The sequence below is a fragment of the Achromobacter sp. FW305-C-13 genome, from assembly GCF_058783475.1.
Genome location: NZ_JBYSYN010000001.1, coordinates 257,142 through 268,697 on the forward strand (window position 1 = coordinate 257,142; position 11,556 = coordinate 268,697).

General features: G+C 64.8%; 12 protein-coding genes. 7 read left to right on the forward strand and 5 right to left on the reverse strand.

The window, feature by feature from the left end:
- The first annotated feature begins 13 nt into the window (after positions 1 to 13).
- Both AC3WMU_RS01205 and AC3WMU_RS01210 read left to right on the forward strand, forming a co-directional pair.
- Entirely contained in the window at positions 14 to 922 is a 909-nt protein-coding gene (locus tag AC3WMU_RS01205) for a LysR substrate-binding domain-containing protein (protein WP_167390073.1), read from the forward strand.
- Positions 923 to 1,079: 157 nt separating this feature from the next.
- Complete coding sequence (locus AC3WMU_RS01210) at positions 1,080 to 2,084, forward strand: cytochrome-c peroxidase (protein WP_006225678.1); 1,005 nt, start codon at positions 1,080 to 1,082, stop codon at positions 2,082 to 2,084.
- A gap of 20 nt (positions 2,085 to 2,104) precedes the next feature.
- On the opposite strand, the gene queF is transcribed toward AC3WMU_RS01210, so the two are convergent.
- A complete protein-coding gene (queF, locus tag AC3WMU_RS01215) occupies positions 2,105 to 2,929 on the reverse strand; it encodes an NADPH-dependent 7-cyano-7-deazaguanine reductase QueF (RefSeq protein ID WP_006225679.1) in 825 nt (274 codons plus the stop codon).
- 322 nt (positions 2,930 to 3,251) lie between these two features.
- Between queF and aceA the strand changes: the two genes are divergently transcribed.
- Positions 3,252 to 4,571: an isocitrate lyase gene (aceA, locus tag AC3WMU_RS01220; RefSeq protein WP_006225680.1), complete on the forward strand. Its 1,320-nt coding sequence runs from the start codon at positions 3,252 to 3,254 to the stop codon at positions 4,569 to 4,571.
- A gap of 103 nt (positions 4,572 to 4,674) precedes the next feature.
- On the opposite strand, the gene AC3WMU_RS01225 is transcribed toward aceA, so the two are convergent.
- Entirely contained in the window at positions 4,675 to 5,739 is a 1,065-nt protein-coding gene (locus tag AC3WMU_RS01225; RefSeq protein WP_006225681.1) for an NAD(P)-dependent alcohol dehydrogenase, read from the reverse strand.
- 106 nt (positions 5,740 to 5,845) lie between these two features.
- On the opposite strand from AC3WMU_RS01225, the gene AC3WMU_RS01230 reads away from it, so the two are divergent.
- Complete coding sequence (locus AC3WMU_RS01230) at positions 5,846 to 6,742, forward strand: LysR family transcriptional regulator (protein WP_006225682.1); 897 nt, start codon at positions 5,846 to 5,848, stop codon at positions 6,740 to 6,742.
- A 47-nt stretch (positions 6,743 to 6,789) separates the two neighbouring features.
- Here the strand turns inward: AC3WMU_RS01230 and AC3WMU_RS01235 are convergent, their stop codons facing one another.
- Positions 6,790 to 7,647, reverse strand: a complete 858-nt coding sequence (locus tag AC3WMU_RS01235; RefSeq protein WP_006225683.1) for a LysR family transcriptional regulator — start codon at positions 7,645 to 7,647, stop codon at positions 6,790 to 6,792.
- A 140-nt stretch (positions 7,648 to 7,787) separates the two neighbouring features.
- On the opposite strand from AC3WMU_RS01235, the gene AC3WMU_RS01240 reads away from it, so the two are divergent.
- The 3 genes from AC3WMU_RS01240 to AC3WMU_RS01250 are packed head-to-tail and all read left to right on the forward strand — an operon-like array spanning position 7,788 to position 10,901.
- Positions 7,788 to 8,780, forward strand: a complete 993-nt coding sequence (locus AC3WMU_RS01240; protein ID WP_006225684.1) for a tripartite tricarboxylate transporter substrate binding protein — start codon at positions 7,788 to 7,790, stop codon at positions 8,778 to 8,780.
- Between the two features lie 40 nt (positions 8,781 to 8,820).
- Positions 8,821 to 9,708: an HpcH/HpaI aldolase/citrate lyase family protein gene (locus AC3WMU_RS01245; RefSeq protein ID WP_424624891.1), complete on the forward strand. Its 888-nt coding sequence runs from the start codon at positions 8,821 to 8,823 to the stop codon at positions 9,706 to 9,708.
- Positions 9,705 to 10,901 carry a CaiB/BaiF CoA transferase family protein gene (locus AC3WMU_RS01250; protein WP_006225686.1) on the forward strand — a complete coding sequence of 399 codons (1,197 nt, stop codon included), beginning with the start codon at positions 9,705 to 9,707 and terminating at the stop codon, positions 10,899 to 10,901. The genes AC3WMU_RS01245 and AC3WMU_RS01250 overlap by 4 nt, the downstream gene beginning before the upstream one ends.
- 47 nt (positions 10,902 to 10,948) lie before the next feature.
- Here AC3WMU_RS01250 and AC3WMU_RS01255 read toward each other — a convergent pair whose 3' ends face one another.
- Complete coding sequence (locus AC3WMU_RS01255; protein ID WP_006225687.1) at positions 10,949 to 11,278, reverse strand: type II toxin-antitoxin system RelE/ParE family toxin; 330 nt, start codon at positions 11,276 to 11,278, stop codon at positions 10,949 to 10,951.
- 2 nt (positions 11,279 to 11,280) lie between these two features.
- Entirely contained in the window at positions 11,281 to 11,526 is a 246-nt protein-coding gene (locus tag AC3WMU_RS01260; RefSeq protein ID WP_006225688.1) for a ribbon-helix-helix domain-containing protein, read from the reverse strand.
- Positions 11,527 to 11,556 lie beyond the last annotated feature (30 nt).

Here is an 11,556-nt window from a genome sequence, read left to right on the forward strand (position 1 = left end):
CTGTGCACATATCGTGAATAATGACCTGCTGCCCGCCGACCTGCGCGTGTTCAACGCCGTCGCGCGCGCCTCCAGCTTCTCCAAGGCTGCCGAAGGCCTGGGCATGTCGCCCGCCTACGTCACCAAGCGCATCCGGCTGATGGAGGAAAGCCTGGGCACCAAGCTGTTTCACCGCACCACGCGGCGCGTGGTTATCAGCGAGGCCGGCGAACGCGTCTATCACTGGGCGCAGCGCGTGCTGGACGACATGGACCATCTGGTCGAAGAGGTCAGCGTCACGCGGCGTGAACCGCGCGGCCTGTTGCGCGTATGCAGCAGTTTTGGCTTCGGCCGGCGGGTGGTGGCGCCGGCGCTGTCGGCGTTCGTGGGCCAGCATCCCGCGATGCAAGTGCGCTTTGATGTCGCCGACCGCTTGATCGACGTGGCGGCGGAAGGCTACGACCTGGACGTGCGGGTCGGCGACGACATCGCGCCGCACGTGATCGCACGCAAGATCGCCAGCAACCATCGCGTGCTGTGCGCGGCGCCTGCCTATCTGGCTGAACGCGGCGTGCCGCGCACGCTGGCCGAGCTGCCCGCGCACGACTGCCTGGTCATCAAGGAACGCGACCATCCCTTCGGCGTATGGCGAGTGCATCGCGGGCGCCAGGCGCACACGGTGAAAGTCCGCGGCCCCTTGTCCGCCAACAACGGTGAAATGGTGGTGCAGTGGGCGGTGGACGGCCGGGGCATCATCCTGCGTTCGATGTGGGATGTCGGGCCGCTGATCGCCCAGGGCAAGCTCGTGCAGGTGCTGCCGCAGTACCGCCAGGAAGCGAACGTGTGGGCGGTGTATCCCACCCGCTTGAACGCGTCGGCCAAGGTCCGGGCGTGTGTGGACTTCCTGGAAGCGCACTTGCGCACCCAGGCGCCGCTCGACTGATCCGTACCCGCCAACTGATCCGCTGGTTGCGGCATATCAAGCCGGCTTCGCATCCCTCAGCGCCCGCCGCGGCAGTTGACGCGCCGCAAGGCCGGGCTCCACCCCTCCCGATGTAATAACCATAAATAATTAGTGGTTATTCAACAGGAGAAAGCACATGAGAAAGCAGAGTGCGTTGCTGGCGGCGGGCGTGGTTCTTGGGCTGTGGACGGGCCACGCGGTGGGCAACCCCCGGCAGGAGCCGATTTCCCCGATCGAGGCGGCCGTGGTGAAGGACCCCGCCAAGGTAGAGCTGGGCAAGAAGCTGTTCTTCGATCCGCGCCTGTCGCGCTCGGGCGCCATTTCCTGTAATTCCTGCCACAACCTGGGCATGGGCGGCTCCGACAACCTGAAGGCGTCCATCGGCCACAAGTGGCAGCAGGGATCGATCAATTCGCCCACGGTGCTCAATTCCAGCCTGAACATCGCGCAGTTCTGGGATGGCCGTGCCAAGGACCTGCGCGAGCAGGCTGGCGGCCCGATCGCCAACCCGATGGAAATGGCGTCCTCGCACGAATTGGCCGTGCAGGTGCTGAATTCGATTCCGGGCTACCGCGCGGAGTTCAAGCAGGTCTTCGGCAAGGACGGCATCACGATCGATGAGGTGACAGGCGCATTGGCCGCCTTCGAGGAAACGCTGGTGACACCGAACTCGCGTTTCGACCAGTGGCTCAAGGGCGATGACCGCGCGCTGACGGTCAAGGAACTGGCGGGCTACACGCTCTTCAAGAACAGCGGTTGCGTCGCCTGCCACAACGGCGTGGCGGTGGGCGGCAATTCATTCCAGAAGATGGGGCTGATCGAGCCCTACAAGACCGACAACAAGGCAGAGGGTCGCGCCGGCGTGACGGGCAAGGACGCCGACCGCTTCAACTTCAAGGTGCCGACGCTGCGCAACGTGGCGCTGACCTATCCGTACTTCCATGACGGCGAGGCCACCACGCTGACGCAGGCGGTGGATGTGATGGGCCGCCTGCAATTGGGACGCAAGTTCACGCCGGAAGAGAACGCGGACATCGTCGCGTTCCTGAAGACGCTGACCGGCGACCAGCCGGTGATCCAGTACCCGGTGCTGCCGCCGTCCGAAGACGGCACGCCCCGGCCCGAGCCCTTCATGAAGTAGGGCGGGCGGGGCTGGCGCGCTTATTGGCGGACGGTGCGCACGTCCGCCGGGGGCGCGGTTTCGAAATTGCTGCGCCACGGGTTGATGTCGAGCCCGCCGCGGCGCGTGTAGCGCGCGTAGACTGTCAATTGCTCGGGCGCGCAGGCCTGCATGATGTCGCTGAAGATGCGTTCGACGCAGTGCTCGTGGAATTCCGCATGCTGGCGGAACGACACCACATAGCGCAGCAGCGATTCGCGGTCGATGGGCGCGCCGCGGTAGCGGATCTGCACGCTGGCCCAGTCAGGCTGCCCGGTGACCGGGCAGTTCGACTTCAGCAGGCGCGATGCCAGCGTTTCTTCGACCACGTCCCCGGGGCGGGTGCGCAGCACCTGCGGCGCGGGCTCGTAGGTATCGATCTCGATATCCAGCTTGTCGATATAGATGCCATCCATTTCGCCCATGCGCAATTCGGAAAAGCGCTGCGGCAGGAAGAAGTCCAGGCCCACGGGGGCGCCGGCGGCGGCGCTCAGGTCGCGTTCCAGGCGGCCGCGCAGGGCCGCCGAATTGACCAGGCGCGTCTGGTTGAACGAGTTCAGGTAGAGCTTGAACGACTTGGACTCGATGATGTTGGGGCTGTCGGCCGGCACCGAGAAGGTGGCCATGGCCACACGCGGCTTGCCCTTGGCGTCCAGCCACGAGAGCTCGTAGGCATTCCACAGGTCCACGCCGGTAAACGGCAGGTTGCCGGCGTTCAGATTGAGCGCCGCGCGGTTGTGCGAACGCGCGATGGGGAAAAGCAGCGAAGGATCGTATTGCGAGGCGTAGGCCACGCTCTGGCCCAGCGGGCCGTGAGACAGGGTCATAGCGGAATCAGGGAATCAGCGGGAATGGGGGCATTGTAGGCGGTCCGAAAACCGGCGATTTTTCGTATTGTGAAATGTAAGTCTCGTCATGTGAAAGTCCCTGCTGCTGTGCAACGAGCGCCCATTTCACAGATGACAATATCGTTCCATAATGCGAAACGTCGAATATAAGATGATGATTTTAAAGAAAAACATTTTTCATCTTCTATAAGACACAAGCCTGCATTGCTCCGCAGCAGAGGCATAGACTTTGTCCAACGATTCACGCAATGCAAGACGCGAATCTTTTGAAGTCTTCTCATCACTGACCAGGAGCATCACCATGAGCACTCGCGAAACCGAAATCCGCAATTTGCAGAAAGACTGGGCTGAAAACTCCCGCTGGCAGGGCATCAAGCGCGACTACAGCGCTGAAGATGTCATCCGCCTGCGCGGTTCGATCAGCGTGCAGCACACGCTGGCCCAGCGCGGCGCCACCCGTCTGTGGGAACAACTGCATAGCGAGCCTTTCGTGAATTCGCTGGGCGCCCTGACCGGCAACCAGGCCATGCAGCAGGTCAAGGCCGGCCTGAAGGCAATCTACCTGTCGGGCTGGCAGGTCGCCGGCGACGCCAACCTGGCCGGGGAAATGTATCCCGACCAGTCGCTGTACCCCGCGAATTCGGTGCCGCAAGTGGTCCGCCGCATCAACAACTCGCTGGCCCGTTGCGACCAGATCCAATGGATGGAAGGCAAGAACCCGGGCGACGAAGGCTACATCGACTACTTCGCGCCCATCGTGGCCGACGCTGAAGCTGGTTTCGGCGGCGTGCTGAACGCCTTCGAACTGATGAAGTCCATGATCGACGCCGGCGCGGCGGGCGTGCACTTCGAAGACCAGCTGGCATCGGTGAAGAAGTGCGGCCACATGGGCGGCAAGGTGCTGGTGCCCACCCGCGAGGCCGTGGCCAAGCTGGTGTCGGCCCGCCTGGCGGCAGACACGATGGGCACGCCCACGCTGCTGCTGGCCCGTACCGACGCCGATGCGGCGGATCTGGTCACCAGCGACGTCGACGACAACGACCGCCCGTTCATCACCGGTGAACGTACGGTTGAAGGTTTCTTCCGCACCAAGGCCGGCATCGACCAGGCGATCTCGCGTGGTCTGGCCTATGCGCCTTACGCTGACTTGATCTGGTGCGAAACGTCCACGCCCAACCTGGAATACGCCCGCAAGTTCGCGGACGCCATTCATCGTCAATTCCCGGGCAAGCTGCTGGCGTATAACTGCTCGCCGTCGTTCAACTGGAAGAAGAACCTGGATGACGCGACGATCGCCAAGTTCCAGCGCGAGCTGGGCGCCATGGGCTACAAGTTCCAGTTCATCACGCTGGCCGGCTTCCACTCGCTGAACTACGGCATGTTCGAGTTGGCCCACGGCTACGCCCGCCGCCAGATGAGCGCTTTCGTGGAACTGCAGCAGAAGGAATTCGCCGCTGCCGAACTGGGCTTCACCGCCGTGAAGCACCAGCGCGAAGTGGGCACCGGTTACTTCGACGCCGTCACGCAGACGATCGAAGGCGGCCAGTCTTCGACCACCGCGCTGACCGGCTCGACGGAAGAGGCCCAGTTCGAACACGGCAAGGCGCAGAAGGCGGCCTGATCGCCTGAGCAGGGATTTGCAGTTGCAGTTGTAGGTGCTGTTGTAGGGTGGATTCAGGGTGCCTTCGGGCACCCTTTTTTTCACCCCACCTGCGCAACGAATGCTACGCGGCGGCCGGTTCCGCGGCCAGCGAGGCCATGTCGATCACGAAGCGGTACTTCACGTCGTTCTTCAACAGGCGTTCGTAGGCGTCGTTGACCGATTGGATCGGCACGATTTCGACATCGCTGACGATGCCGTGTTCGGCGCAGAAGTCCATCATCTCTTGCGTTTCTTCCATGCCGCCGATGGCGGAGCCTGCCAGCGACTTGCGGCCCATGATCAGGTTCGAGCCCGGGATCGGGTCCAGCGGCGTCAGCGCGCCCACCAGCGCCATGGTGCCGTTCAAGCCCAGCAGCGCCATGTACGGGTTCACGTCGTGGCTGACGGGCACCGTGTTCAGCAGGAAGTCGAACGTGCCGGCGTGCGCGGCCATGGCCTCGGGGTCGCGCGAGACCAGCACTTCATCGGCGCCCAGGCGCTTGGCGTCGCGCCCCTTGTCGGCCGACGTCGTGATCATCACCACGTGTGCGCCCAGTGCATGGGCGAATTTCACGCCCATGTGCCCCAGGCCGCCCAGGCCGATGACGCCCACTTTCTGGCCAGGCCCCACCTTCCAATGGCGCAGCGGGGAATAGGTGGTGATGCCGGCGCACAGCAGCGGGGCGACGGCCTTCAGGTCCAGCGTGTCAGATACTTTGACCACGAAGTGTTCGCGCACGACGATACGGTCCGAATAGCCGCCGAAGGTCAGCTGGTCGTTGCCGCGTTCGTGGTCGTTGTAGGTCAGCGTGGCGCCTTCTTCGCAGTATTGCTCCAGGTTCAGGCGGCAGGCCTTGCAGTGCAGGCAGGAATCCACCATGCAGCCCACGCCGGCGTAGTCGCCCGCCTTGAACTTGGTGACGTTCTTGCCCACCTGGGCGACGCGGCCGACGATTTCGTGGCCGGGCACCATCGGATAGACGGAGTTGCCCCAATCGCCGCGCGCCTGATGCAGATCGGAATGGCAGATGCCGCTGTAGAGGATGTCGATCAGCACATCGTCGTCGCCGGGTTCGCGCCGGGTGAAACTGAACGGAACGAGCGGGGTATCGGTGCTGTGGGCGGCGTAGCCTCGGGCTTGGATCATGACGGTCTCGAATAAATTCTGTTGAGCAGGCGTTCACAATATTCCGGCGAAACCAGGGGATCAAGCTAGAATTTCCGCATGTTTTATTCGAAGAATTTGCATAATCATGCTGCCCGATAACTTATCGCACCTGGCCGCCTTTTCCGCGGTGGCCCGTCACAGCAGTTTTCGCCGCGCCGGCGAGGAACTGGGTTTGTCGACCTCGGCGGTCAGCTATGCCATCCGCAGCCTGGAGGAACGGCTGGGGGTGAACCTCTTCAACCGCACCACGCGCAGCGTGGCGCTGACCGACGCTGGCCAGCGGCTGGCCGAGCGCCTGCTGCCGGTACTGAGCGACCTGGGCGACGCGCTCGAGGAAATGAACCACTTTCGCGGGACGGCGTCCGGCACCTTGCGCATCAACACGTCGCGCGCGGCTTCCTACATGCTGCTGATGCCGTTCGCCGCGCGTTTCCTGGCGGCCTACCCGGACATCCGGCTGGAAGTCGGCGAAGACGACAGCTTTGTCGATATCGTGGCGTCGGGCTTCGATGCCGGCGTGCGGCTGCTGGAGGCCGTGCCGGAAGACATGGTGGCCGTGCCCATCGGCCCCAGCCTGCGCGCCGCCGTCGTGGCGTCGCCCGCGTATCTGGAAGGGCGCGAGATCCCTCGCCATCCCCACGACTTGATGCGGCACGAGTGTGTGCGCTACCGCTTTGCCAGCGGCCGCTTCTACAAATGGGAATTCGAGAAAGACGGTGTGGCGATCGAAGTGGACGTCACGGGCCGCATCGCGCTAAGCGACGTGCATGCCGAGGTGCGCGCCGCGGTCGACGGCATCGGGATCGGCAGCGTGCCGGAATACTACGTGAGCGAGCTCCTGGAGTCGGGCCGGCTGGTGCGGCTGCTGGACGAATGGTGCCCGCCGTTCCAAGGTTTCATGCTTTATTACCCGCGGCAGCGGCGCGTGTCGTCCGCCTTGCGGGCGTTTATCGACATGGCCCGACTGGAAGGTGGTGCCTGAGTTCCATCACGCCGATCTCGCGTTGTGCGCGTGATGCGCGTGATGCGTTATGGACGCGCGCCTTCCAATAGCGCCTGCACCAGCCGGTTGTCCTGGTCGGTCAGCCGGCAGACGAACGAGATCTGACGGTAGGGCGCCTGCTTGCCCAGCGGCAGCACGCGTACCGGATGCACGTTCAGCAGGTTCGGACCCGGCTCGGGCAGCACGCACACGCCCAGCCCGGCAGATACCAGCGCCGTCAGCGCCGCCAGCGATTGCATCTCGATGCGGCAGCGCGCATGGGGCGCATGCTGCGCGACATAGCGCGCGGCAAGCCGGCCGCCGATGGTGGTCTTGTCGAAACGGATCCATTCGTACTGCTGGAACAGGTCGGCGACGCGCGTCTCGTGCGAATCGGGCGGCGCGATCAGCACCAGCGTTTCCCGGAACAGCGGTGTCCAGGCCAGGCGGCTGGAGCCCCCGGTTTCGGGCTGCGTGATGATGGCGGCGTCGATCTCGCCCTTCTTCAGCTTTTCGGTCAGCTCGGTCGCGCGTCCTCGCACCAGGCGCACGTCCAGCAGGGGGTAGCGTTCACGCAGCTTGCGCAGCAACGGGGGCAGCAGCGTCACTTGCAGCGGTTCGATGGTGCCCAGCCGGACGCGGCCTTCGACAGCGGGCGTGCTGCGCCGGCGCAGTTCGTCCAGGCGCGCCAGCGCCTCCTGCAGCACGGCATCGACTTCCGCCGCAAAGGCGTTGGGCCGCACTTGCAGCGCCGAGCGGTCGAACAAGGGCTGTCCGAAGTATTCCTCCATCTGCTTCATCTGCAGGCTGACGGCGCTGGGTGACAGGTTCATGTCCGCCGCGCCCGCCGCGAAGCTGCCGCCGCGCAACACGGCATTGAGCGTACGGAAAGATTCGATCTTCATCAGAAATCCTCACGTAGTGTTTTAAGAATCCTCGCTTTATATCACCAGGCGGGCGTCCTAGTATTCGCTTCAGACAAAACGACAAGCGGCATGCACGCAGGGCGTCGGACGCCCGCCTGACCGCAACCGAGGAGACCCCCATGACGAAGTCCTTTGCCGGCCTGCGCGCCGCCTTATTGCCCGCCTTGGCCCTGACCGTGGCGCTGGGCGCGCCCGGATTGGCTGCGTCGCAGGCGGCGCCCGCCGTCCCCGCGACGATCACGATGGTCGTGCCGTTCCCGCCGGGCGGCAGCAACGACGTGTTTGCCCGCGTGCTGGCCGAAAAGCTGGGCGCGCGCCTGTCCACGACCGTCATCGTCGAAAACCGGCCCGGCGCGGGTGGCGCGATCGGGGCGGAATATGTGGCCCGCGCACCGAAGGACGGCTCCGTACTGATGCTGTCGTCGTCCACGCTCACGACCAATGCGGCCGTGCAGACCAACCTGAAGTACGACGTCGTGCGCAGCTTCGCGCCGGTAGCGATGCTGGCGCGAAGCCCGATGGCGCTGGTCGTGGGCAAGGATTCACCCTACCAGTCCATGGCCGACCTGCTGGCCGTTGGCCGCAAGGAGCCGGGCAAGCTGACCTACGGCAGCGCGGGCTTGGGTTCGGTCAACCAGATGGCCAGCGAAATCCTGGCCGGGGGCGAGAAGACGTCGTTCACGCACGTGCCCTACAAGGGCATGTCGCATGCGCTGAACGACCTGGCCGGCGGCCGGGTTGATTTCGTGATCGGCAGCTTCGCATCCACGGCCTCGCTGCTCAAGGGCGGCAAGCTGCGCGTGCTGGCCGTGACCTCGCCCGAACGGTCGCAGTTCTATCCGGCGCTGCCCACCATTGGTGAAGGCCAGCCCGGCTATTCGGTGGAACTGTGGTGGGGCGTGCTGGCGCCGGCGGGAACGCCCGCGCCCTTGGTCGACAAGCTGAACGCCGAGATCCGCGGCATCGTCAACGACCAGAAGATGCGCGCCATGTTCGCCGAAGAAAGCGCGGTGCCGGCTGCGCTGACCGTGCCGCAATTCACTGAATTGGTCGAGACCGATGCCGCCAAGTGGAAGCAGGTGGCCCGTGACCGCAACATCTCCATCCAGTAAGCGCCGACCCCGCATCAACTCTCTTTCCCAGAGTGCAAGCATGAGAAGCAAACTGTTCGTACCCGGATCGCGCCCCGAGCTGTTCGCCAAGGCTCTGGCGGGCGCCGCCGACGCCTTGTCGTTCGACCTGGAGGACGCGGTGGCGCCGTCGCGCAAGGACGAAGCACGCGGCCATCTGGCCCGCATGCTGGCCGCGCCCGAAGCCGCCGCGTCGGGCAAGACGCTGATCGTGCGTGTCAATGCGCTGGATTCCGGGCAGTTTCATGCGGACGTGCAGGCCGTGGTGCGGCCGGGGCTGCACCTGGTGAACCTGCCCAAGGCGGAAAGCGAGGCCGACGTCGTGGCGGCGGCCAGCGCGGTCGAGCAGGCGCGCCGCGCCAACGGCGTCGATCAACCGGTCGGCTTGCTGCTGAACATCGAGTCGCCGCGTGCGCTGCGCCGGGCGGCCCGCCTGGCGGCGGCGCATCCCAGCGTGGCGGGTTTGCAGTTGGGGCTGGGCGATCTCTTCGAGCCGGCGGGCATCGCCCGCCGCGAGGCAGTGGCGGTGCAGCATGCCATGTTCGCCTTGCGCTTGGCGGCGGCAGAGGCGGGCGTGTTCGCCTACGATTCCGCCTTCGCCAATATCGAGGACGAAGCCGGCTACCGGGCCGAGGCGCAACTGGCCCGCAGCCTGGGTTATATCGGCAAAAGCTGCATCCATCCGCGCCAGGTGCCGTTGGCCAACGCGGCGTTCCGACCCACCGATGACGAGATCGCGCACGCGGGCCGTGTGGTTGAGGCCGCGCGCGAAGCATCTGCCAAGGGTGTGGCGGCATTCGTGGTGGACGGCCGCATGATCGATGGCCCTTTCCTGCGCCGTGCCGAGGCGATATTGCGGGTGGCGGCCGGGCTTGGGCTCGCGACGACACACGCGGAGCACGCGCAATGATGGCGGCGGCAACGCAATCGCCGGGCGGTCCGCTGGCGGGCGTCCGTGTGCTGGACCTGAGCGCCTACATCGCCGGGCCGTATGGCTGCACGCTGCTGGCGGATCAGGGGGCGGACGTCATCAAGGTGGAACCGCCCAGCGGCGACAACCTGCGCAAGTACCCGTCCACGCTGGATGCCGAAAGCCGCGCCTTTCTTGGCGTGAACCGCGGCAAGCGTGGATTGGTGCTGGACCTGAAAAACCCGGAAGCGCTGGCCGTCCTGCACGATCTGGCGCGGCAGGCGGACGTGCTGGTGCACAACTTCCGGCCCAGCGTGCCGGCCCGGCTGGGCATCGCCTATGAGCAGCTGGCCGAGATCAATCCCAGGCTGATCTACTGCGCCGTCACCGGCTATGGGGAAACCGGGCCGTTGAAAGACAAGGCCGGCTACGACCAGGTGCTGCAGACGATGACCGGCATGTGCGCGTTGCAAGGTAAGGCCGAGGGGCCGCCCGAGATCCTGTATGGATCGGTGGTGGACTACTACGCTTCATCCATGGTGGCCGCGGGCGTGGCCTCGGCGCTGTACGAGCGGGAACGCAGCGGGCGCGGCCAGTTCGTGGGCGTATCACTGTTGCGCAGCGCGCTGGCCTTGCAGTCCGCAAGGCTGGTCTGGGCCGAAGGCGAACCGCGCGACATCGGGCGCGACATGCGCTCGGGCGGCATCACGGGCATCCATCCCACGGGCGAGGGGTATCTGTACATCTCGGCCAACACGCCGCATTTCTGGCAGGCGCTGTGCATTAAGACCGGCTTGCCTGAGCTTGCCGCCAACGAACGTTACGACTCGGTGCGTAAACGCGCCGAACACCGCGACGAGATCGTGCCGCGACTGCACGAGGCGCTGCGCGCGCGCACAGCGCTGGAATGGGAGGCCTGGTTCGGCGAAGAGGTGCCTTGCGCGGCCGCACGCGGCGTGCAAGACATGTTCGACTTCCCGCAGGTGCAGGCCGAAAACATGGTCACGACGTTTACGCACCCCGTGGTGGGCAGCTACCGCGGGTTCGCCCAGGCCATCAAGTTCGGCCGCAGCCAGCCGGATGCACCCCGCGCCGCGCCCGCGTTCGGAGAACATAGCGAAGCGGTGTTGGCGGAGGCGGGGGTGTCAGCCGAGCGCTTGGCGGCGTTGCGGGAACGGGGGGCGCTGGGATGAGGAGGTGTATGCCACGAGGCAGGCGTCCTGGCGCGCAGCGGCTCCCCTCACAACCCTTCAGGACCGTGCATCCAGGCCGGGATGTTCCGTTGTTGATGCAAGACTCGCCAGACATCAATATGACTCGGGCAATCTACATAGAAGATCAGGTAAGGATAGCGAGTCAATGGCCAGGATTGAAGCCCTGGTAAATCGAGTTCGTGCGCATATTTGGACGACCCCGTCGCGGCATGACGGCTCAAGTGAGAATACGCACGCTCCAACGCATCAATGAAGCCCAGTGCCACTTGTTCCGACGCTTGGTCAGAGTAATAGGCGATGGCAGTGTCGATATCTTCGTTTGCCTGCAAACGAGGTATGACGGGCTTTCCCTTCACAGCTATGCGTCAGGTTTGAGACGTTTGCTGGCGAGAGCTCGCAGGTCGGAAAAATAGGTGGCGTCGGCGGGTACGCCCTGCGCGGACGACGCGCCGGCAATCATCAGCCCCCGCAATTGGAGCCGATCTTGATCCTTGCGAATCAGTTCCCGGACGTACTCGCTGCTGGTGCTGTAGCCACGTTCCGTGACTTGTTCGTCAACGAAAGATTTCAGCGCGTCCGGAAGGGAGATATTCATGGTGCCCATTCCCACAGCTTAGGAGGCTTGCCAAAATTT